At 71.7% G+C, this 22,152-nt stretch carries 19 protein-coding genes; 10 read left to right on the top strand and 9 right to left on the bottom strand.

What is annotated here, in order from left to right; all coding sequences use genetic code 11:
- Window positions 1-32 precede the first annotated feature (32 nt).
- From ACFQRJ_RS03450 to ACFQRJ_RS03440, 3 genes are all read right to left on the bottom strand, one after another.
- Complete coding sequence (locus ACFQRJ_RS03450; protein ID WP_377017054.1) at window positions 33-3,458, bottom strand: error-prone DNA polymerase; 3,426 nt, start codon at window positions 3,456-3,458, stop codon at window positions 33-35.
- Window positions 3,459-3,577: 119 nt separating this feature from the next.
- Window positions 3,578-5,287 carry a DNA polymerase Y family protein gene (locus tag ACFQRJ_RS03445; protein WP_377017052.1) on the bottom strand — a complete coding sequence of 570 codons (1,710 nt, stop codon included), beginning with the start codon at window positions 5,285-5,287 and terminating at the stop codon, window positions 3,578-3,580.
- Window positions 5,284-6,225, bottom strand: coding sequence for a hypothetical protein (locus ACFQRJ_RS03440; protein WP_377017050.1), 942 nt, complete (start codon window positions 6,223-6,225; stop codon window positions 5,284-5,286). Before ACFQRJ_RS03440 ends, ACFQRJ_RS03445 begins: the two co-directional genes overlap by 4 nt.
- Window positions 6,226-6,446: 221 nt before the next feature.
- Here ACFQRJ_RS03440 and ACFQRJ_RS03435 point away from each other — a divergent pair, with 221 nt between their 5' ends.
- The gene (locus tag ACFQRJ_RS03435; RefSeq protein ID WP_377017048.1) at window positions 6,447-7,478 is read left to right on the top strand and encodes an NAD(P)-dependent alcohol dehydrogenase; all 1,032 of its coding nucleotides are present in this window, start codon (window positions 6,447-6,449) and stop codon (window positions 7,476-7,478) included.
- Between the two features lie 128 nt (window positions 7,479-7,606).
- On the opposite strand, the gene ACFQRJ_RS03430 is transcribed toward ACFQRJ_RS03435, so the two are convergent.
- Window positions 7,607-8,431 (bottom strand): TrmH family RNA methyltransferase, encoded by an 825-nt coding sequence (locus ACFQRJ_RS03430; protein WP_377017274.1) that lies wholly within the window; start codon window positions 8,429-8,431, stop codon window positions 7,607-7,609.
- 73 nt (window positions 8,432-8,504) lie between these two features.
- Window positions 8,505-9,299, bottom strand: a complete 795-nt coding sequence (locus tag ACFQRJ_RS03425; protein WP_377017046.1) for an ABC transporter ATP-binding protein — start codon at window positions 9,297-9,299, stop codon at window positions 8,505-8,507.
- 155 nt (window positions 9,300-9,454) lie between these two features.
- Here ACFQRJ_RS03425 and ACFQRJ_RS03420 point away from each other — a divergent pair, with 155 nt between their 5' ends.
- Window positions 9,455-11,002, top strand: a complete 1,548-nt coding sequence (locus tag ACFQRJ_RS03420) for an RNB domain-containing ribonuclease (protein ID WP_377017044.1) — start codon at window positions 9,455-9,457, stop codon at window positions 11,000-11,002.
- Window positions 10,999-11,787, top strand: a complete 789-nt coding sequence (locus ACFQRJ_RS03415; RefSeq protein ID WP_377017042.1) for a hypothetical protein — start codon at window positions 10,999-11,001, stop codon at window positions 11,785-11,787. Before ACFQRJ_RS03420 ends, ACFQRJ_RS03415 begins: the two co-directional genes overlap by 4 nt.
- Before the next feature lie 103 nt (window positions 11,788-11,890).
- Here ACFQRJ_RS03415 and glgA read toward each other — a convergent pair whose 3' ends face one another.
- Window positions 11,891-13,129 (bottom strand): glycogen synthase, encoded by a 1,239-nt coding sequence (gene glgA, locus ACFQRJ_RS03410; protein ID WP_377017040.1) that lies wholly within the window; start codon window positions 13,127-13,129, stop codon window positions 11,891-11,893.
- Between the two features lie 49 nt (window positions 13,130-13,178).
- On the opposite strand from glgA, the gene glgC reads away from it, so the two are divergent.
- Both glgC and serB read left to right on the top strand, forming a co-directional pair.
- Window positions 13,179-14,420, top strand: a complete 1,242-nt coding sequence (gene glgC, locus ACFQRJ_RS03405) for a glucose-1-phosphate adenylyltransferase (RefSeq protein ID WP_377017038.1) — start codon at window positions 13,179-13,181, stop codon at window positions 14,418-14,420.
- Complete coding sequence (gene serB, locus ACFQRJ_RS03400; RefSeq protein WP_377017036.1) at window positions 14,417-15,106, top strand: phosphoserine phosphatase SerB; 690 nt, start codon at window positions 14,417-14,419, stop codon at window positions 15,104-15,106. Before glgC ends, serB begins: the two co-directional genes overlap by 4 nt.
- A 3-nt stretch (window positions 15,107-15,109) precedes the next feature.
- Here serB and sixA read toward each other — a convergent pair whose 3' ends face one another.
- On the bottom strand, window positions 15,110-15,637 hold the full coding sequence (gene sixA, locus ACFQRJ_RS03395) for a phosphohistidine phosphatase SixA (RefSeq protein ID WP_377017034.1): 528 nt from the start codon (window positions 15,635-15,637) through the stop codon (window positions 15,110-15,112).
- Window positions 15,638-15,689: 52 nt separating this feature from the next.
- On the bottom strand, window positions 15,690-16,415 hold the full coding sequence (locus tag ACFQRJ_RS03390) for a beta-ketoacyl-ACP reductase (protein WP_377017032.1): 726 nt from the start codon (window positions 16,413-16,415) through the stop codon (window positions 15,690-15,692).
- A gap of 196 nt (window positions 16,416-16,611) precedes the next feature.
- Between ACFQRJ_RS03390 and ACFQRJ_RS03385 the strand changes: the two genes are divergently transcribed.
- The 5 genes from ACFQRJ_RS03385 to ACFQRJ_RS03365 all read left to right on the top strand — a co-directional run bounded on the left by ACFQRJ_RS03385 (window position 16,612) and on the right by ACFQRJ_RS03365 (window position 21,309).
- The gene (locus ACFQRJ_RS03385) at window positions 16,612-18,573 is read left to right on the top strand and encodes a hypothetical protein (protein WP_377017030.1); all 1,962 of its coding nucleotides are present in this window, start codon (window positions 16,612-16,614) and stop codon (window positions 18,571-18,573) included.
- Window positions 18,570-19,130, top strand: a complete 561-nt coding sequence (locus tag ACFQRJ_RS03380; protein ID WP_377017028.1) for a hypothetical protein — start codon at window positions 18,570-18,572, stop codon at window positions 19,128-19,130. The genes ACFQRJ_RS03385 and ACFQRJ_RS03380 overlap by 4 nt, the downstream gene beginning before the upstream one ends.
- Window positions 19,127-20,029 (top strand): SURF1 family protein, encoded by a 903-nt coding sequence (locus ACFQRJ_RS03375; protein ID WP_377017026.1) that lies wholly within the window; start codon window positions 19,127-19,129, stop codon window positions 20,027-20,029. The genes ACFQRJ_RS03380 and ACFQRJ_RS03375 overlap by 4 nt, the downstream gene beginning before the upstream one ends.
- A complete protein-coding gene (locus ACFQRJ_RS03370) occupies window positions 20,001-20,813 on the top strand; it encodes a glycerophosphodiester phosphodiesterase family protein (protein WP_377017024.1) in 813 nt (270 codons plus the stop codon). The genes ACFQRJ_RS03375 and ACFQRJ_RS03370 overlap by 29 nt, the downstream gene beginning before the upstream one ends.
- Window positions 20,814-20,958: 145 nt before the next feature.
- Window positions 20,959-21,309, top strand: coding sequence for an RNA polymerase-binding protein RbpA (locus ACFQRJ_RS03365; protein ID WP_377017022.1), 351 nt, complete (start codon window positions 20,959-20,961; stop codon window positions 21,307-21,309).
- Window positions 21,310-21,562: 253 nt separating this feature from the next.
- Here ACFQRJ_RS03365 and ACFQRJ_RS03360 read toward each other — a convergent pair whose 3' ends face one another.
- Window positions 21,563-22,147 carry an FxsA family protein gene (locus tag ACFQRJ_RS03360; protein ID WP_377017020.1) on the bottom strand — a complete coding sequence of 195 codons (585 nt, stop codon included), beginning with the start codon at window positions 22,145-22,147 and terminating at the stop codon, window positions 21,563-21,565.
- Window positions 22,148-22,152 lie beyond the last annotated feature (5 nt).

Raw genomic sequence — 22,152 nt, 5'->3', positions numbered from 1 at the left:
CCCGGCGATCCGGGCTCGCCGGGAACCGCTGCTCACTGGAAGTCCCTGGACCTGCCCGCCGCAGGCAGGTCCAGGGACGCCACGTCGTCGGCCATCAGGTTCACCGCGCCGCTGCGGTTCTCCACAATCCCGCGCAGCACGATCGCTCGGGAGGTGCGCAGCAGCACCCGGTGACGGTGCCAGAACCCCTGGGAGCAGACCACGTTGAGGATCCCGGTCTCGTCCTCGAGGCTGAGGAAGGTGACGTTCCCGGCGGTCGCGGGCCGCTGGCGGTGGGTGATCACCCCGGCCACCCGGATCCGGGAGGAGTCCTCCGCCGCCCGGGTGCCCTCGATGCTCAGCACCTTCTCGGCCGTGAGCTGTTCGCGCACGAGCGCCATGGGGTGCTCATCCAGCGTGATCCCGGTGGCCCAGGCATCGGCGGAGGCCAGCTCGGTATCGCTCATGCCGGGCAGCATCGGGGCCCGGGCCCCCACCGCCAGGTGCGGCAGCGTCTCCGGGGACTCCTGGGCGGCGGCCCCGGCGGACCACAGCGCCTGCCGGCGGGAGCTGGCCAGCTGATCGAGAGCGCCCGCGGTGGCCAGCGCCTCGAGCTGGCGGGCGCTGAGCTGGACCCGTCGGGCCAGATCCGGGACCGAGACGAAAGGGCCGTGCTCCTCGCGCTCGGCGACGATCGCCTCCGCGGTCTCGGTGCTGATCGAGCGCACCTGGTCCAGCCCCAGCCGGATCGCCGGGCCCTGCGCGGCCGCCTCCCCCTGGACCTGCTGGCGCGGCGGATCGACCCGGTACCCGTGGTGATCGGCGTCGGTCTCCAGATCGGTGCGGGCGCGGCTGGCCAGCACGTCCGGGCCCCGGGTGAGCACGCCGTGCCGGCGCGCATCGGCCACCAGCGACTGCGGCGAATAGAAGCCCATCGGCTGGGAGCGCAGCAGCGCCGCCGTGAACGCCGCCGGATAGTGGCACTTCAGGTACGAGCTGGCATAGACCAGGTAGGCGAAGGAGTAGGCGTGGGACTCGGGGAAGCCGTAGTTGGCGAAGGCCAGCAGCTTGCGGTGGACCGCCTCGGCGTCCTCCCCCGTGATCCCGTGCGCCGCCATCCCCGCGAACAGCGCGTCGGAGAGCTCGAGCATCTTCTCGGTGGAGCGCTTGGATCCCATCGCGCGGCGCAGCCGGTCGGCCTGGGCGGGCGTGAAGTCGGCGACGTCGACCACCATCTGCATCAGCTGCTCCTGGAACAGCGGGATCCCCAGGGTGCGGCCCAGGGACTTCTCCAGCAGCGGATGGATGAAGGTGACCTCCTCCTCGCCGGCGCGGCGACGGATGTAGGGGTGGACGGAGCCGCCCTGGATGGGGCCGGGCCGGATCAGGGCCACCTCCACCACCAGGTCGTAGAACTCCCGGGGCCGCAGCCGCGGCAAGGTGGAGATCTGGGCACGGGACTCCACCTGGAACACGCCCACGCTGTCCCCGGCGCACAGCATGTCGTAGACCGCCGGGTCCTCCTGCGGCAGGGTGCGCAGCTCGAAGCGCTGGCCGTGGTGCTCGGCGACCAGGGCCAGGGCATGATCCAGGGCGGTGAGCATCCCCAGCCCCAGCAGATCGAACTTGACCAGGCCCGCCTCGGCGCAGTCGTCCTTGTCCCACTGCAGCACGCTGCGGTCCTCCATCGCCGCCCACTGCACGGGGCACACCTCGATCACCGGGCGGTCGCACAGCACCATCCCCCCGGAGTGGATGCCCAGGTGGCGCGGGGCATCGCGCAGCGACCGGGCGAGGTCGACCACGTCCTGGGGGATCTCCGCCCCGGCCAGTGAGGAGAAGGAACGCTCGACGCGGCGGGAGAAGCCGTCCTGCGCGCCGGTGTCGTAGCCGAGCGCCCGGGCGGCATCGCGCACCGCGAGCTTGGCGCGATAGGTGATGACGTTGGCGACCTGCGCGGCGTTCTCCCGGCCGTAGCGCTCGTAGACGTACTGGATGACCTCCTCGCGGCGGTCGGAGGCGATGTCGATGTCGATGTCCGGCGGGCCGTCCCGCTCCGGGGCCAGGAACCGTTCGAACAGCAGCTGGTGGCCGACGGGCTCGACCGCCGTGATGCCCAGCGCGTAGCAGACCGCGGAGTTCGCGGCCGAGCCGCGCCCCTGGGCGAGGATCCCCTCATCCAGGCAGAACGCGATGATGTCGTGGACGATCAGGAAGTATCCGGGAAAGCCCAGGCCGGTGATGACCTCCAGCTCGTGATCGATCTGCGCCCACGCCCCGGGAACCCGCTCGGGGGTCTCGGGCGTGGGCCGGGGGCCGTAGCGCTCGCGGCCCTCGATCTCGACCAGCTCGATCAGCCAGCTGGTCTCGTCGTGCCCGGCCGGCACCGGGAACGGGGGCAGGTTCGGAGCGAGCAGGTGGAGGTCCAGGGCGCAGTCCCGGCCCAGCCGCGCGGCGGCCGAGATCGCGCGCGGGTAGCGGGGCAGCAGCTGGACCATCTCCTCGCCGCTGCGCAGATGAGCGGGGCGGGAGGAGAGGTAGGGATCCGCCTCGGCCAGCGGCACCCCGGCGCGCAGCGCGGCATGGGTGTCGGCCACATGCTTGTCGACCGGCCGCGCGTAGTGGGCGTTGGTGGTGGCCACCAGCGGCAGGGAGATCTCGTCGAGCCCGTGGGACTCCCGCACCAGGCGAGCACCCTGGGCCAGGGCGTCGTGGAGCTCGTCGGCCGCTCCCCCGCCGCCGGCGACCAGCTCGACGGCCACATTGCCCGCGCCGAACAGCTCCAGCAGCCGGGCGATCGCCTCGGCCGCGGCCTGGGCCGCACCCTCCAGATCCCCCACCTCCAGGTGCGGGGCGACGGCGCGGGTCACCGATCCCTTGCGGCAGCCGGTGAGGATCTGCCAGTGCCCCTCCCGCGCCGCACGGCTCAGCTCGGCCAGCCGGTAGCGGGGGGTGCCCTTCTCCCCGCTGTCGAGGTGGGCGCGGGCGATGGCCGCCGACAGCTGCCGGTACCCGTCCGTGTCGCGCACCAGCACCAGCAGGTGCTCCCCGTCCGGGTCGCTGATGCCGGTGCGGGGCGCGGAGGTCACCGGGGTGGCGCTCGCCGCCTCGGAGCCCGGTTCGAGACCGAGGGTGAGCTCGGCCCCGAACACCGTGGCGATGCCCTGCTCCCCCGCGGTGCGTGCGAAGCGCACCGCGCCGGGCAGTCCGTCGTGATCCACGAGGGTGATGGCCCCCAGTCCCAGCCGGGCGGCCTGCTCGACCATGTCCTCCGGGCTCGAGGCGCCGTCGAGGAAGCTGAAATGCGAATGGGCGTGCAGCTCGGCGTAATCGACGCTCGCGGTCGGGCGGTAGGTGTCGCCGGCCGGCGCGGCGGGCTTCTCGACGACGACCGGCGGGGTCGTCACCTGGGCAGGGCGGTCCGAGAGGATCGCCTCGAGATCCTTCCACGCGGGCGGCCCCAGGAACCATCCGGCCATCGCTCTTCTCCTCCGACTCTGCTCTCTGACTGGTCTCCTACCGCTCGTTCCTCGCAGTACGTCGATCAGACTCTGCTCTCTGACTGGTCTCCTACCGCTCGTTCCTCGCAGTACGTCGATCAGTCGTACAGTCCTTCCAGCGACCAGCGGCCGGTGCGGGACAGGGCCAGCACGGCGGTCTCCTCCGCGCTCGCGCCGCGCACCACCAGCTGCAGACGGGCCGAGCGGTTGCCGTCGCGGGTCCACCAGCGCTCGTCGATCACGGTGGGAGCACCGTGGGCGAGCACCGGGTGCGGGGAGCCGGCGCGCAGCCCCGTCCGCTGCAGCAGAGGCGTCCCGGGCGCGGCGACCAGAAGACGGGCGGGCGGGGCGCTGAGCAGACCGCGGGCGGTGACCACGACGGGCCGCCCCTCGGCGTCCTCGAGGGCGACCGCCGGCGGCTCGCGGAACACCGTGGCGGGCACGGGGCGCGGCAGCGACCCCGGCCAGGGGCCCTCACGCCGGGCAGGCTTCTCCGCACGCCAGGGCACCAGCTGCACCTCCTCGGCCAGCAGCCGTCCTCCGACCACGGCGGGGACCTGGACCGCGTCCTCCCCCGCCAGACCCTGAGCACGGGCGAAGGCCCGCGAGGCCCGCTGAGCCGCCTCCCCCGCGCTGCCCCACAGCGCCGGGGCGCTCTCCCCCGCCGGCGCCAGCTGCAGCGGGTGCAGACCGAGCCGGGTGATCGCGCCGGTCGCCGGTCCCCCGAGCCGCGAGCGGGTGATCCAGCCGTCGCACTGCCAGCGGATGCGGTCGACGACGTCGGCGACGCTCAGCGCGCCGTCGTGCCGCCAGGTGCGCTCCATCTCCTCGCCGCCCTCGGTGCGCGCCACGATCCGCAGCCGCGTGCACACCAGGCCGCGGTCCACCAGCATCCCGTGCAGCTCCTCGGCCAGCGGACGCGCGATGAAGGCCGCCTGGTCGGTGCGCACCAGCGGCGTCTCCAGGGTGGTCTCGGCCAGGATCGGCTGAGTGGGATGGTGCGTGGCGGGCGGGGCCGGCTCCTGGCCGCGGGCCAGCAGGTGCAGCGTGGCGACATCGGGACCGAAACGATCGGCGACCGCGGCGGAGGGCAGGGCCGCGAGATCCCCCAGGGTGGCGATCCCCAGACGCTGGAGCAGGTCCACCGTCTCGGCCAGATCCAGCCGGCGTCCGGGCCGGGTCGCGGCGGGCTGGCCGCGATGGCCCCACCCGGGGCCGACGGGGGCGCTGCCGAGCGCGGCGATCGGGTGCGGGGCGAGGTAGTCGGCGCTGCGGCCGGGGTGGACGATGCGTCCGGGCGTGGCTGCCAGCAGCGCTGCGAAGGGACCGTCGGCGATCCCGACGCTGCAGTCCCAGCCGGTGAGGTCGGCGACGGCATCGATGATCGCCTCGGCCAGGGCCTCCTCCCCGCCGTGGTGGCGAGAGGGGCCGCGGGCCGCCATCAGCACGGTGCCCGGCCGCAGCACGTCGACCCCCGCGGCGACGGTGTCCACGGCGGCGGCGACCAGCTCGAACAGGGAGGACTCATGCTCCCGGTCGGCCTCCAGCACCAGCGCCTCGGGGCAGGCCGCGCGGGCGGCCCGGAGCTTCATCCCCGGCAGCGCCCCGGCCTCCCGGGCGGCGGCTCCCGCATGGGTGAGGCGATACTGGTCGACGAGGATCACCGGATCATGGGCGGGGTCGATCGTCCCGTCGGCCCCGTCGGTCTCGAGGCGACGCTGATGGCGGTCCAGCGCCGCGACCAGCGGCCAGTCCGGGACGATGACGGCGACGGTCCGGGTGGCGGCGTTCCTCTCGAGGGTGCTCATCCCGCCCTCCGCGCATCGTGCAGGGTGAGGTGGGAGGCGACGGGAGCGATGTCCGCGCGCTCCGTGGAGGAGGCGGCACCCGCAGGCCCCCGCGGCGCGGCGGGCGCGGTCGAGGGTGCATCCGCCGTCGCGGAGACGGCCTCGACCATCCCTCCGGCGTGCGGGAGCAGGACCTCGACCTCCTGGTGCCCGGCGATGCCGCGACCGGTGGAGGCGACTGCGAGCCGGCGTCGGCGCAGACGCCCCGAGCCCTGGCCGAGCCCGTGCCAGACGCGGGTGGTGGAGGTCAGGGTGATGTCTGCCCGGCCGGGGGGACGTGCGGCCAGGACCAGGGTGTCCGCACTGCGCACCCGGCTGAGCAGACTGCGCCACAGCGCTGGGGTGAGCTCGAGGTCGGGGCCGAGCACGAGCACTCCCACTCCGTCGGCCAGAGCGGTGAGCACCTGCGGACGCTGCTCCCCCGAGGCCGGGGCGAGGGCGAGACGCTCGGGATCCAGCCCGGCATCGAGGGCGGAGCGGAGCCCGAGATCGGGCATCCCCGCCACCGCGCACCAGGAGTCCTCCCCTGCCGCGGCGACCGCGAGGGCGAGCAGCAGCGACGTGGTGGCGGCCCCTTCGACCGCCACCGAGCCGCCCGCGCTCAGACCGGCGTGAGGGAAGAGGCCGGCCAGCGGGGCCGGGACCGGCAGCAGGGTCCCGGAGACCTGACCGGGCGCGATGGGAGCCGGGGCGGAGGCAGGTGAGGCGGAGGTCGAGGTGCCTGCGGGAGCGGCTCCCGGGGGCGCAGGGGCAGCGGACCTCCCGCCCTCGAGACTGCGCAAAGCGGTGCGATCGATCGGTCCGCCCCACCGGGCGGCGCTGCGTTCGGCCGCGCCGAGAGCCGCGCGGGCGCGATGAAGCCGCTCCTCCTGCGTCGCCTGCGGGACTGCCGCGCTCATGGTCACCTCCGTACCGCCACCCTCCTCGTCGTTCGAACAACAGTTCGAATGCTACGCCCGGATGGAGGTGTGCTCAAGAGAGGGGGTCTTCACATCGAACAACAGTGCGAAGACTCGCAGGAGGGTCCGACAGACGGCGCTGGGCACTCGCGGCCGCCGGCCGGACTCTTTGCGATGATGAGTCCAAGCCCACCGACGTACCCCCACGGAGAGGACCGCTCATGCGCGCACTGGTGCTGCAGGAGAAGAACCGCATGTCCATCGAGGAGGTCGAGCCCGCCGGGTCGCCGGGGCCCGGTGAGGTTCGCATCGCGATGCACACGGTCGGGATCTGCGCCTCTGACGTGCACTATTGGACCGACGGCAAGATCGGCCCGTTCGTCGTCAAGGAGCCCATGGTGCTGGGCCACGAGGGCGCCGGCACCGTGGTCGAGGTCGGCGAGGGCGTCACCCACCTCTCCCCCGGTGATCGCGTGGCGATGGAGCCCGGCGTGCCGGATCCTTCCTCGCGGGCCGTGCGCGAGGGCAACTACAACGTCGATCCCGGGGTCCGGTTCTGGGCCACTCCTCCGGTCGACGGGTGCCTGACCGATGAGGTCGTCCACCCCGCGTCGTACACGTACAAGCTCCCCGAATCCCTGAGCTTCGCCGAGGGCGCGCTCATCGAGCCGTTCTCCGTGGGAATGTTCGCCGCCACCAAGGCCGGCATCGCTCCGGGTGATGTCGCCGCGATCGTGGGCAGCGGCACCATCGGGATCATGACCGCTCTGGCTGCACGCGCCGGCGGCGCCAGCCGTGTGTTCATCAGCGATGTCCAGCCCCAGAAGCTCGAACTGCTCGACGGACTGGAGGGCATCGTCCCCGTCGACGCCACCCAGGAGGACCTCGGGGAGCGGGTGCGCGCGGAGACCGGCGGATGGGGACCTCAGGTCGTCTTCGAGGCCTCCGGCGCCGCCCCTGCCTACAAGAACCTCTGGTCCCTGCCGGCGCCCGGCGGCCGGATCGTGCTGGTGGGCATGCCGGTCGACCCGGTGCCCTTCGACATCGCCACCGCGCAGAGCCGAGGCGTCTCGATCGAGACGGTGTTCCGCTACGCCAACGTGTACCAGAAGGCGATCGACCTCGCCGCGAGCGATGCCGTGGACCTCAGCCGCTTCGTCTCGCAGTCCTTCGCCTTCGAGGACTCCGTGCAGGCCTTCGAACGGTTCCTCGAAGGACGGCCGACGGACGTGAAGCTGCAGATCACCCTCTGAGACGCGCCATTCCCTGCGACGCGAATCCCTGAGGCGCGAACTCGCCAGGGGCCCGGACAGCGATCACCAGCACGCAAGATCCGTGGAACCGTGGGAATGCGTCCCCAGTTCCCACGGTTTCGCGGAATTCACGCGGTGTCGGAGGCGTGGTTCTCTCCGGGGGCCGCGAGAGCTGCTCGCCGCTGCCAGAACACGACCGCGCTGGCGGCCGCGACGTTCAGTGAGTCGACGCCGCCGGCCATCGGGATCACCACGTGCTCGTCGGCCGCCTTCAGCGTGGCGTTCGTCAGGCCGTGCCCTTCTGCCCCGAGGACGAACGCGACCTTGCGGCCGCCACGCAGGTCGACCTGGTCCAGCGCGACCGCGCTGTCGGTGAGCGCCAGAGCGAGGACGTCGAAACCGGCATCGTGCAGCAGGTCGACGCCGTCGTGCGGCCCGTCCTCCCCTGGTGGGTGCGGCGCATGCGGCCAGGCTCCCAGGCGCGTCCACGGCACCTGGAACACGGTGCCCATCGAGACGCGGATGGACCGGCGGTAGAGCGGGTCGGCGCAGCGCGGGGAGACCAGCACCGCGTCGACGCCGAGAGCGGCGGCGGAGCGGAACATCGCTCCCACGTTGGTGTGGTCGACGATGTCCTCGAGCACGGCGACGGTGCGGGCCGTGGCCAGCACGTCGGCGGTGCGGGGCAGCTGCGGGCGCTGCATCGAGGCCAGGGCCCCGCGGTGGAGATGGAACCCGGTCAGCTGCTCGATCAGCGCCTCCTCGCCCACGAACACGGCAGCGTCGGGGAAGCGCGTGTACAGCGGGGCGAACCGCTCCAGCCACTTCTCGCTCATGAGGAACGAGCGCGGCTGCATGCCTGCCTCGATCGCGCGCGAGATCACCTCATAGCTCTCGGCCATGAACAGGCCGCGCTCGACCTCCACGCGCGAGCGCAGCCGCACGTCGGTCATGCGCAGGTAGTCATCCAGCGCCGGATCCGAGAGATCGGTGATCCGGTGCAGCTGCGGGTCGGGCACAGCGGGGTCAGTCCAGCGACAGGGAGCGCGCGGTGAAGCGGTCCCCGTGCTGCTCGGCCACCAGGGGCAGCCCGAAGGTGCGCGTGAGGTTCTCCGACGTCAGGGTCTCTTCGATCGGGCCGGCGGCGACGAGGCCGCCGTCGCGGAGCAGCGCCACGTGGGTGTAGCCGGGCGGAATCTCCTCGACGTGGTGGGTGACCAGTACGGTCACCGGCGTGGCGGGGTCCTTCGCCAGGCGGCCGAGTGTGCGCACCAGCGATTCCCGGCCGCCGAGATCCAGGCCCGCGGCGGGCTCGTCCAGCAGCAGCAGCTCGGGGTCGGTCATGAGGGCACGCGCCGCCAGGACGCGCTTGCGCTCCCCCGTGGACAGCGTGCCGAACATGCGCTCGGCGAGGTCACCGACGCCGAAGGCGGCCAGCAGGGTGCGGGCACGCTGGAGGTCGATGTCGTCGTAGGCTTCGCGCCACCGGCCTACGACCCCGTATCCCGCGGTGACCACGACGTTCTGCGCGGTCTCGTCCGCCGGGATGGTGTCGGCCAGCTCCTGGCTGGCCAGTCCGATCATCGGGCGCAGTTCGAAGATGTCGACCTTGCCGAGCTGTTCGCCGATGATCCGCACCGTGCCGCTGGTGGGGTGCATGCGCGCGGCGAGCAGGAGGATCAGGGTCGACTTCCCGGCGCCGTTGGGCCCCAGGACCGCCCAGCGCTCGCCCTCGGCGATGTCCAGGGAGAGGGAGTCGAGAATGTTGTGTCCCGAGCGGCGGACGACGACATCGGTCAGTGAAGCTGCTGCGACGGCCATGGTCCGAGCCTATCGTCCGGATCCGTGCCCACGTGACGCGCCGGCGCCGGTTCGAGACGTCGGAGTGCTCACGTGCCGCCCCTCATGCAGGGGCATGTGCACGCGCTCGCACCCTCGACGATCGCGCCCGATCCGCGGCCGCGTATGGAGCGCGCGTGACCTCTAGACTGACCGCGCCCGAACCGCCGATCCAGGAGGTCGATGTGCCGCACCGCCCCGTCTCTGTGCACGCCCCGCGAGGGTCGGTCGCGGCCGCTGTGATCCGCGAGGGCATCGACGCCCTGCTCAGCACCTACGGCGAGAACCTGTCCCTGGAGTTCCCCGCCGACGTTCTGGCCGACGCGGAGCGCGCAGCGGCCCGCGACATCGCCGGCGCCGAGCGCACCGACCGCACCGGTGTCCCGTTCGTGACCCTGGATCCGGAAAGCTCCACGGACCTCGACCAGGCGATGCATCTAGAACGCCGGGGCGAGGGTTTCCGGGTGCTGTACGCCATCGCCGACGTGCCCGCGTTCGTCGAGCTCGACAGTCCGCTCGATCACGAGGCGCGGCGCCGCGGGGAGACCGTCTATCTCCCCGATCGTCGGATCCCGTTGCACCCCGAGGTGCTCTCCGAGGGCGCCGCCTCGCTGCTTCCCGGGCAGAGCACGCCGGCTTTCGTCTGGGTGCTCGATCTCGATGCCGACGGCGAGATCCAGCGCATCGACCTGGAGCGTTCGCAGGTGCGGTCGATCGAGAAGCTCAGCTACGACCGGGTCCAGGACGATCTCGACCAGGGCACGGGCCACCCCACGATGACCCTGCTGCAGGAGATCGGCGAGCTGCGCGCCCAGCGCGAGGCGGACCGCGGAGGCGCAAGTCTGAACGTGCCCGAGCAGGAGATCATCGCCGAGGGCGACCTGGTACGACTGACCTGGCGCCGCCCCCGCCCCATCGAGGACGCCAACGCACAGATCTCGCTGATGACCGGGATGGCCGCTGCCCAGCTGATGCTGGAGCACGGCGCGGGGATCCTGCGCACCATGCCACCGGCACAGCAGCGGGCAATCGATCGCTTCCGACGCCAGAGCGAGATCCTCGGCGTCCCCTGGCGCCACGACCAGGCCTACGGGGAGTACCTGCGCTCCCTGGACTGGCGCGAACCGGCCCACCTCGCTCTGCTGAACCAGGCCACCTCCCTGTTCCGCGGCGCCGACTACGCGGCCTTCACGAGCAGGGAGGAGATCCCCGAGGATCCTGCCCAGGCCGCGATCGCCGCCCCGTACGCACACACCACGGCGCCGCTGCGCCGGCTGGTGGACCGCTTCGTGCTGCTGGTGTGCCACGCGCATGTCCAGGGGCGCCGGCCGGAACCGGAGCTGCTCGCCGCCCTCGGGCAGATCCCCGATGCCATGCGCTGCACGGGCTCGACGGCGGGCGAGCTGGAACGGCGGGCGATCGACCTGGTCGAGACCGCGGCGCTGGCGGCCTTCGAGGGCGAGACGTTCGAGGCCGCCGTGATCGAGCGCCGGGAGGCGAGCGGATCCGGCGACGGCGGCACCGCGACGCCGACCCGGGTCGAGGTCCAGCTGACCGACCCGCCGGTCACCGCCTGGGTGCCGATGGACGCCGAGATGGGCGAGGTCGTCCGCGTGCGGCTGGAGTCCGTCGAGGCGACGGCGGGCCGCGCGGTGTTCGTCCCCCTCCAGGAGGGTGCCGCATGAGCGCGGCGGGACCGTCGGCCCGGGATCTCGTCGCCCTTCCCCGCGCCGCCGTGCTGATGCTGTGGGCCTCCGCCTACCTGCGCGGGAACCTCGGCCCCGATGACGCCGCCGAGATGAGCTACGGCGTCGGGCGCAGCGGGCCCGGGGACGGAGGCGAGGACCTCTTCACCTGGATGACCGGGCTGCGACGGCTGCCCCTGGCGCAGCTGCGGCTGGTGCTCCCCGTGCCCGGCCGTATCGCCGGCCTGGTCGGCCCCCCGGCGGCTCTCCCGGCTGCCCTCGAATCTGAACAGGCGATCGTGGTCACCGGCGCCGGGATCGCCGACCACACCCTGATTCCCACGGTCGCGCCGGTCACCGATCCGGGCGGCATGGTCCACGCCGTGACCTGGGAGCGCTTCGACGCCCCCGTGGGCTCGCAGGTCACCCCGGCCGCCACCTCGGGGCACGCCCGGGAGGAGCTGCTGCGCGCCATGCGCCGCGTGGCCGAGGGGAGCATCGACCTGGACCTGGTGCCCGACGAACCGGTCGAGTCCGCGCGGATCCCGCCGACATGGACCTCGACCGCGCTCCCCCGCCATGTCGACGACAGCGCGGCACACCTGCTGGTGCTCGCGGCTCGCACGCTGATCCTGACCCGCTCGGAGATCGACGAGGGCTCGGGCCACACCGTGCATCTCTCGGAGGCCCTGGCACGACGCGGACTGCTGGACGAGCTCCACGATGTCGCCCGGGGTGCGCTCGTGGAAGCGGTCGAGCGCATCGTGGCCGCGGAGATGGGCTGACCACGACCGGTCGCCGCCCTCCGAGGCGCCGTGGCGGTCGGGCGGCCAGACAGACACCGATCGCTCCGTCCGCTCCGACCGCTCCGTCCGCCCAGAGCAGCCCTCAGCGCCGCTGTGCGAGCACAGTCCGGTAGACGTCCAGCGTGCGCTCGGCGATCGAGGTCCACGAGAAGTGCTCCGAAGCGCGCCGGCGGGAGGCCTCCCCCATCTGCTTCGCTCGCGCAGGATCGGCGAGCATCCGGGTCAGTGCCTCGGTGAGGTCGGCGACGAAGCGGTCCGGGTCGACCGGGGTGCCCGTGCCGTCGCCGACCTGATCGATCGGCACCAGGTACCCGGTCTCCCCGTCGGCCACGACCTCGGGGATCCCGCCGGTGGCGGAGGCGACCACGGGGGTGCCGCAGGCCATCGCCTCGAGATTCACGATGCCCAGCGGTTCGTACACGCTCGGGCACACGAAGGTGGTCGCGTGGGTGAGGACCTGGGTGAGCTCATGGCGGGGCAGGTGCTCGGAGATCAGATGGACGTTCCCCCGCTCCGCCGCGAGCTGGCTCACCAGGTCGTTGACCTCCGCGGCGATCTCTGCGGTGTCCGGCGCGCCGGCGCACAGGACCACCTGGTGATCGGCGGGCAGGTCGCGCACCGCGCGCAGGAAGTAGGGAAGCCCCTTCTGCCGGGTGATGCGGCCGACGAACACGATCGTCGGCGCCTCCGGGTCGATGCCGCGGGAGGTCAGCGCGGAGGTCTCCGGATTCGGCGCCCACTGCTCGATGTCGATGCCGTTGTGGACGACGTGGACCCGTGCCGGGTCGACCGTGGGGTAGGCGCGCAGGATGTCCTCGCGCATCCCGCCGGAGACGGCGATCACTCCGGCGGCGCCCTCGTAGGCGGTGCGCTCGGCGAACGAGCTGACCCGGTACCCGCCGCCGAGCTGCTCCGCCTTCCACGGCCGCAGCGGCTCGAGCGAATGCGCGGAGAGCACGTGCGGCATGCCGTGCAGCAGCGAGGCCATGTGCCCGGCGAAGTTGGCGTACCAGGTGTGGGAGTGGACCAGGTCCGCCCCGGCGCAGTCCGCTGCGATCAGCAGGTCCGTCCCCAGCGTGGTCAGGGAGGCGTTGGCACCCTCGAGCTCGACAGGGGCGGCGTACGAGGAGGTGCCGGGCTCGTCCCGCTGGGCGCCGAATGCGCGCACACGGACGTCTATATGGGGTCGCAGCACCCGGGTCAGCTCGGCCACGTGCACCCCGGCGCCGCCGTACACCTCCGGCGGATACTCCTTGGTGAGCAGATCCACGCGCATCTCGGACTCCCTCTCTGCTCGGGCCCAGCGCCTCGAGCGTCCCATTGTGCCGGTCCCGGCGTGATGGCTGCCACGTCTGGACTATCCTCGCACCATGTCGTCCAAGAAGGTCCTCGCCATCGTTCTCGCCGGCGGCGAGGGGAAGCGGCTGATGCCCCTGACCCTCGACCGGGCCAAGCCCGCCGTACCCTTCGGCGGCATCTATCGTCTGATCGACTTCGCCCTGTCGAACATCGTCAACTCCGGGTACCTGCGCATCGTGGTGCTGACGCAGTACAAGTCGCACTCCCTGGACAAGCACATCGCCTCCACCTGGCGTATGAGCTCCCTGCTGGGCAACTACGTCGCTCCCGTGCCCGCGCAGCAGCGTATGGGCAAGCACTGGTACCGCGGCTCCTCCGACGCGATCTACCAGTCCCTGAACCTCATCCACGAGGAGAAGCCGGATTACGTGGTCGTCGTCGGCGCCGACCATGTCTATCGCATGGACTTCTCCCAGATGCTCGATGCTCACATCGAATCCGGCAGGCCCTGCACGGTCGCCGCGATCCGTCAGCCCATCGACCAGTCCGACCAGTTCGGCGTGATCGAGACCGACCCGTCGGACCCGACGGCGATCAAGGCGTTCGTCGAGAAGCCGACCCAGACCGAGGGGCTCGCCGATGATCCCGGCTCCATCCTCGCCTCGATGGGCAACTACATCTTCACCGCCGACGCGCTGGTCGAGGCCGTCACCCGGGACGCGCAGGACGACTCCAGCAAGCACGACATGGGCGGCGACATCGTGCCCTACTTCGTCCAGCAGCAGGCGGCCGGCGTCTACGACTTCATCCACAACGATGTCCCCGGCTCCACCGACCGCGACCGCGACTACTGGCGCGACGTCGGGACCCTGGACGCGTTCTACGACGCCCACATGGACCTGATCGCTATCCACCCGGTGTTCAACCTGTACAACGACGCGTGGCAGACGTTCACCGGTCACCGCACGGTGCCGCCGGCGAAGTTCGTCCACGCCGGTCCGGGGCGCGTGGGCACCGCGGTCGATTCGATCATCTCCCCCGGAGTGGTCGTCTCCGGATCGCAGATCTCGAACTCGGTGGTCTCGCCCGGGGTGCGGCTGAACTCGTGGTCGACGGTCTCGGACTCGGTGATCATGGACGGTGTCTCCGTGGGCCGCCACAGCCAGATCCACCGCGCGATCCTCGACAAGAACATCGTGGTCCCGCCGCGCACGCAGATCGGGCTGGATCCGGAGGCCGACCGCGCCCGCGGCTGGGTCGTCACCGACTCGGGGATCACCGTGATCGGCAAGGGAACGGTCATCGAGCCGTGAGCGCGGAGGCCTCGCCGACCACGCACGCCTCGCCGGCCACCGAGGTGGCCGGGCTCCTGGTCTCCGATGTCGACTCGACGTTCCTGACCCAGGAGGTCATCGAGCTGGTGGCCGACCATGCGGGAGTGCGCGACCGGGTCGAGGAGATCACCGCCGCCGCGATGCGCGGAGAGCTCGATTTCTCCCAGTCGCTGCGCGCGCGGGTGGCGCTGCTCGAGGGACTCGACGAGTCCGTGCTCGCGCAGGTGCGCGACGTGCTGGAGCCAACGCCCGGAGTGCTCGAGCTCGTCGACCGCGCGAAGACCGCCGGCTGGAAGATCGCTCTCGTCTCCGGCGGGTTCCACGAGGTGATCGACGAGCTGGCCGCCTCAGCCGGCGTCGATCACGTGCTCGCCAACCGCTTCGAGACGGTCCAGGGGCGCTTCACCGGGAACGTGGCCGGGCCGATCATCGACGGGGCCGCGAAGCGCCGCACCCTCGAGCAGCTCGCCGAAAACTACGCGATCCCCGCCTCCCGCGTGGTGGCGATGGGCGACGGCGCCAACGACCGCGAGATGCTGAGGGCGGCCGGCACCGGGATCGCGTTCCGGGCGAAGCCGGCGCTGCGCGAGGTGGCCGACGTGATCCTGGACGGCGAATCGCTGCTGGATGCGTGGCCGCACCTGGAGGCAACCGCCCGGAGCTGAAGGTCAGGGCCGCACGATGGTGTGCAGCGTCAGCGTCTTCTCCTCGAGCTGATCCCAGTGCGCCAGATCGCCCGAGAGGACGCCCATTCCGCCGGTGGGCATCCCGATGCGCGCCTGGGCGACCGATCCCGGGTCTGAGTCGTCGCCGGCCAGTAGTGAGACCAGCGAGGCCATCGTCGGCTCATGCCCGACGACCATCACCACGGGATGCTTGTCCTTGACGTCGTGCAGCAGGGAGAGCACCTCGCCCGCACCGCCGCTGTAGATGTCCTCGTGGAGGGTGACCTTGCCGTCGAAGTCGGGCATCGCGGCCCGCACGGCGTCCCACGTCTGCGTCGTGCGCAGTGCGTCCGAGACCAGCACGCGGGAGACCCGGACGTTCTGCGACTCGAGGTACTCCCCCACCAGCCGCGCCTGGGACCGTCCCCGCTCGGCGAGCGGACGCTCATGGTCCGGTTGTCCGGAACCGCTGTCCGCCTTGCCGTGGCGCATCAGCAGCAGCAGGCGGGAGTCGGGGTCGGAGGATGACATGGGGGTACGTTCACGCCTTTGTTCGAGGGTCTGCAGTCGATCCGGATGCGGATCAGTGTCCCATGCCGAGACCACCGTCGACCGGGATCACGGCGCCGGAGATGTAGGCGGCGTCGTCGCTGGCGACGAAGGCCACCACGCGGGCCACCTCGTCCGGCTCGGCGAACCGTCCCGCCGGGATCGCCGCACGGTAGGTGGACTGCTGGTCCTCGGACAGCGCCTGGGTCATCTCGGTGTCGATGTAGCCGGGGGCGACCACGTTGGCCGTGATGCCCCGGGAGCCGAGCTCACGGGTCAGCGCACGGGCGATGCCGATGAGGCCCGACTTCGAGGCCGCGTAGTTGACCTGTCCGGGAGAGCCGTACAGGCCCACCACGGAGCTGATCAGCACGATGCGGCCCTTCTTCTTGCGGATCATGGACTTGATGACGCGCTTGACGGTGCGGAATGAACCGGTGAGGTTCGTGTCCAGCACCGACTCGAAGGAGTCGTCACTCATCCGCATCAGCAGCTGATCATCCGTGATCCCGGCGTTGGCCACCAGCACCTCGATGGGGCCGTGAGCCTCCTCAGCGGCCTTGATCGCCGCATCGAGACTGTCGCCGTCGGTAACGTCGGCGCCGACGGTGAGGGCACCATCAGGACCGCCTTCACCGGACCTGCTGGTCACGGCCACCTTGTCGCCGCGGCGGAGGAACTCCTCCGCGATGGATCGTCCGATGCCCCGGTTCCCACCGGTGATCAGGACACTGCGCGGCTCGGGGGTGGCGTCGGTCATCGTGGCTCCTTGCTGCGAAATCAGTTGAGAGGACGTGCGGAGTGCTGCCCCGCAGGCGTCGTGGGCATGCACGGCCCGTCCACTGGAGACAGCAGGCCTCGTGGGGCGGGCGTGCTCTACGATACGGGGCGAGACAGTGTCGGGATCCTCGGGGGAAGCCCGTCCAGGAACGTCAGCCTCCGGAAGGTGCTACCAGATGGCATATCGCTTCAACCCTCCGCCCAACTGGCCGATCGAGGACCCGAACTGGACCCCACCGCCGGGATGGCAGCCGGACCCGTCGTGGGGCCCCGCTCCCGAGGGGTGGAACTTCTGGATCGAAGCAGGTCCGGGTGAGGCGGCCTCGGGCCAGGACGAGCCGGCCGGCGGTGCTCCGGCATCCCAGCAGGAAGCATCCGCTCCCGAGGAAGGAGCCTCGCTGGAGGATGAGGCACCGCTCGACGAGGACGCCACCCGCGTCGGCTCTTCGGGACCCGCCACCGGAGCCGCTGAGCCGGCACCGGCCTCGGACGGCTCGGGAGCCCATGCGGCGCGCGGCGGTACCGGTGCGGACTCGCGCCCGGAGGCTTCTGGCGCGGAGACGGCAACCGGCGCACCGGAGCCGGAGGAGGCCGCGTCTCTCGAGGAACCGCCCGTGGAGCCGGCCGATCAGGACGTGCAGAATACCCCCGCCGCCGACACCGGCGCTGGCGCGGAGGATGAGGCGACTCGTGTCGCCGCTCCCGCCCAGCAGCCCGGGGGGACAGCCCCCGATGACGGCACTCGGGTGAGCGGTCGCCGTGCGCAGTACGGCCCGGTGGGCTCAGACGACGACGCGACGCGGCTGGCGGGCTCCGGCCAGGCCGGCGGTCCGGTGGATCCGGCCGACGACGCGACGCGGGTGGCGGGCTCCGGCCAGGCCGGCGGTCCGGTGGATCCGGCCGACGACGCGACGCGGGTGGCGGGCTCCGCTCAGCCCGACGACGCCGTCTCCGGTGATGGATCCGCGACGGACGACGGAACGGGCCCGGAGGCGGGCGAGTCCTCGGGGTCGGGCTCCGAGACCGCTGAGTACACGGGCCCCGATCTCGACTCGGACCTGGCGCAGCAGACGCCGTACGAGAGCGCCGGGCCCGTCTCCGGCGATGATGCCTACGCAGGTGCCGGCGACAGCACGGGCGGAGCCTCGCAGGACCACGGTGGCGGGTCCGCCGCGGCAGCGGGGCCGGCCGGTGGCGCCGCCGCATACGGCGCCCAGAGCGGCCCCGCTCAGGGTGGTGCCGACAATGGCTTCGGCCAGCCGTCGCCGAGCCAGGGCTATGGTCAGGCCTCGCCGGATCAGGGCTACGATCAGTCGTCGCCGAGCCAGGGCTATGGTCAGGCCTCGCCGAACCAGGGCTACGGCCAGCCGTCGCCGAGCCAGGGCTTTGGTCCGAGTTCAGCGAGTGGTGCGCCGGGCGACGACACCGGCTCTGGCTGGACAGCGACCACAGCACCGGGCGAGAAGCCCCAGAAGGGCGTCATCGCCCGGTTCTGGTGGGTCGGATGCATCGTCCTGCTCCTCATCGCCGCCCTGATCGCCGCCATCGCCGGCGTCGCGTTCTTCAGCCTCCGGGACTCCGGTCCAGATGCGGGCGGCAGCCCCAGCGAGGAGTCGTCGCAGGAGACCGCCACCGATCAGGAGAGCCCCACGGACGGGCAGAGCCCCACGGAGGAGGAAGGCGGAGGGGCGGCATCCCCGGATCCGACCACTCCCCTTCCCACCATCAGCTCCGACGCCGAGGAGAAGGAAGTCACCGGCGAGAACGGTTCGGGAACCCTCGCTGTCGACATGGAGTGGCTTCCGCCCGAAGATCTCCCCAGCATGTACGGCGGCACTGTCGAGGCGGGCGAGAACAGTGAGTACCTCGTCGTGACGGCGAAGATGACTGTCACCGAAGGGGCCATGGAATTCCCGAGCTACGGCCTCGCGGTCACCACGCCGTACGGCGGCAACATCTCCGCCGCCTCCGCGAGTTACGGGCTGGACGAGTCGGGTCTCGACTACGACAGCTCCTACGAGTTCCAGGCCGGTGAGGAATACACCGTCAAGCTCCTCTTCGATGCCAAGCGGGCCGGCGGCATGAAGCTCGAGTACAACAACTACACCGACGTATACACCTGGGACGTCCCTGCGTGAGCACGCGCTTCAACCCTCCGCCGAACTGGCCGGAGCCGCCCCACGAGGAGTGGACCCCGCCGGCCGACTTCCGGCCCCAGCCCGACTGGGGGCCGGTGCCGGCCGGATGGCGCTTGTGGCTGACCGGGAAGGAGAGCGGCAGGGATGAGGCTCCACTGCAGGACTCGGAGGACGTCCCGGCCAGTGGGGCTCGGCCGCGTCAGCGCGTGGAGGCGTATCCGGTCTCGGTGATCAACCCGGGAATGTGGGCCGAGAACCACCTCGAACAGGAGGACTACGGGTTCCCGCCCGCCAAGCCCGTCAAGGACCGCCCGCGGCTTCGCCTCGGAGTGACGATCACCGTCACCGCGCTCGGCTTCGTGCTGGCCGCACTGACCGCGGTCATGTTCGTGCTGCTGGTCGACTTCGCGATCGAGGACCTCCCGGAGATGGTCTCCGGGGCGGCCGGGTATCTCGACGGCGCGATGCATGTCCCCGGCGCGACCGGGTTGCCGCACGCCATGATCGGGGCGGAGGGAGCCGCGGGCGCCAGCGCGTCCGCGTCCTGGGCCGGATGAACCGGGGGTCGGCACGTCGGCGCGTGCTCCTCGGCCGCGAGACCCTGATCGGCCTGGTCGTGGTCGTGCTCGCCGCGGCGATATGTGTGGCGCTGGGATTCTGGCAGTACGGTCGCTTCGAGGACCGCCGCGATCAGGCGGCCGTGGTCGAGACGAACTACGAGGCCGCCCCGGTCCCCCTCGAACAGGTGCTTCCGGAGCCCGACGCCGCCCTGGCGTCCGATGCGGACTGGACCCCGGTGCAGATGCGCGGCAGCTACTGCGCCGAACCGGACTGCGTGCTGTATGTCCGCAACCGCCAGCTCTCCGGGCATGTCGGCTTCTGGCAGCTGGTCCCGTTCCGCGCCGACGACGGCACCTCGCTGCTCGTCGTGCGCGGCTGGGTCGAATCGCACAGTGAGGAGTCCAGCCCGGCCGATCCGCCGCCGGTGCCCGAGGGAGAGCGGACGATCACCGTGCGGCTGCGCCCTGCCGAACCGGTCCTGGACCGCGAGATGCCCCCGGGACAGGTACATTCGGTCAATCCGCCGCAGATCGCGGGGGTCCTCCCTGACGACGGGACCTCGCTGGTCAGGACGGCCTACGGGGAGCTCGTGTCGGAGAGCCCCTCCGCACCGCGTCCGGAGAGTCTCCCGTCCCCGGATACCTCGCTGGGATCCCACCTCTCCTATGCCGTCCAGTGGTGGGTCTTCGCCCTGCTCTTCCCCGCTGCCCTGATCTATCGCACCCGGCGTGCACTGCAGGATCTCGAGGCCGACGAGGCTGACGGGACCGACGAGGCCGCCTACAGCAAGCGTGACCGTACCCGCGACCACCGCGCCCGCCTCCGGCAACGGACCCGGCGGCGGGGCCACGACGAGGAGGAAGAGGATGCCCTCATCGACCAGCAGGAGCAATGACCGGCGCAGGGTGACGGGCTCCCGGTTCCTGCCCGGGCGGCGCCCGCGCCGCATCGCCCACCGTGGGTTCGCGCCGGACGGCGCCGAGAACACCCTGCGTGCCTTCGAGGCCGCGCTGGAGGCGGGAGCCGACATGCTCGAGACCGACGTACGGGCCACTGCCGACGGGCTGGCTCTCACCGTCCACGACGAAGATCTGCAGCGGGTCGCCGGTGACCCGCGCCGGATCGACCAGCTGACGGCCCACGAGGCCGGCTCCGTGCGCCTGGCCGGCGATGAGCCGCTGGCGATGCTCGAGGACGTGCTGGGAACGTTCGTCGACGTCCCGGTCAACGTCGACATCAAGGCGTCCTCGGCGATCGGGCCCGCTGTTGCGGCGATCGCCCGCACCCGCAGTGCGCACCGGATCTGCCTGGGCGGTTTCGACGAGTCCGTGGCGCGCAAGGCCGTGGCCACGGTGCGCGCGTCCACCGGGGTGACGCCGGTGCGCAGCCCGGCCCGCCGCACCGTCGCCTCGTTCTACGCCGCACGCGCCGTCGAGGCGCCCGACGCGGTCATCCGCCGCCTGCTCGCCTCGTACGGTGCTCTCCAGGTCCCCCTGAGCTACAAGGGTCTGCCGGTGGCCACCCCGGCCAACATCGCCGCGGCCCATCGCGTCGGGTGCGAGGTGCATGTGTGGACGGTCAATGACCGTGTGACCATGCAGAATCTGCTGGCCAGCGGCGTGGATGGTATCATCACCAATCGCGTCGACGTGCTCTCGGAGCTGCTCGACGGCGAGTGACCACAGGTCACCAGCCATCGCGGCGCGAGCACCCCGGAACCGTGCCGGTCGGGAACAATCCCGGCCCCCGGGGCGTTGACCCCTTAAGACCTCCCGGGCGGCACTCCGCCCGAACCACCATCCCCCGGCAGGAAGCGAGAACCGCATGAACAGCCGCAGCCTGCGAGGCACCCGACTGGGCTCCCTCTCCATGGAGACCGACGAGGGCGTCCTCGCCGCACCGCGCCAGGAGGCGATCTACGACTGCCCCAACGGCCACACGATCGTGCTCCCGTTCTCGGTCGAGGCCGATGTGCCCGGCGCGTGGGAGTGCCGTTGCGGCGCTTCGGCCGTGCTCCGTGACCACGACAAGCCCGAGGCGAAGCCCGGCAAGCCCGTGCGCACCCACTGGGACATGCTCCTGGAGCGTCGCAGCGAGGAGGAGCTCCAGGTCCTCCTGGACCAGCGCCTGGAGCTGCTGCGTGCCGGCAAGCTCCACCAGCGCCGCAACCTCTGAGGGTCCCAGGCCCGTCCGATACGCCCCTGCGCCCCCGTCCCGCCGATCGGCGGGGCGGGGGCGCAGGCACGCGGTTCCGGGTGGCGGGCCCGAGCCGACGTTCCGGGTGGCGGGCCCGAGCCGACAGTGTGCTGGCCGCGACCCGAGCCGACAGTGTGCTGGCCGACCCGAGCCGACAGTGTGCTGGGTGGCCGGCTCGACCCGCCAGGGTGCAGGGCTCGCCGACGCCGCATGGGCGCGCGAACCGCCGAATTCAGTCCTGGGTGATCGTGGGCGGCGGACCGTCACGGCGGGTGGCCGGATCGCCCGCGCCCGCGCCGTGCGCGGTGTTCCGTGAGGAGCGCTCCGTCTTCTCGGCCTCGAGGATGATCTCCCCGTCGATCACGCCGTTGCCGGTGCGCCGGTAGAGGACTCTGCGAGCTCCGTCGGAGCCGCTGCCCAGACCCATCGCCTTGACCGAACGGCGCTGGACCGGCGTGAACAGCAGCACGATTCCCAGCAGATCGGTGAGGATGCCGGGGAAGAAGAAGAACAAGGCCGCGAGCATCGTGAAGGCAGGACGCGAGAGGTGGTCCTGGACGTCTCCCCGGCCGCGCACAGCGCGCACCAGGGACCGCAGCCGCACGGCCGACTGCTGGCCGGCGGCCACCAGCAGGGCGACGGCGATGACCCAGCCCACGGCGATGATCAGCACCGACCACCACAGGCTCGAGTTGACCCCGATCAGGACGAGGATGGCGAGCTCGGCAAGGCCCAGTACCACGATCGCGATCGGCAGCAGCGTACCCAGCCACGACCGCGAGGTCTTCCGCGGCGACGTACTCGATGGAGTGCTCACGCGGT

Origin of the sequence: Brachybacterium sp. GCM10030252 (assembly GCF_042666535.1) — a bacterium.
Lineage (GTDB): Bacteria > Actinomycetota > Actinomycetes > Actinomycetales > Dermabacteraceae > Brachybacterium.
The sequence above is the reverse complement of the archived record's forward strand: the minus strand, read 5'-3'. Positions and strand labels throughout refer to the sequence as shown.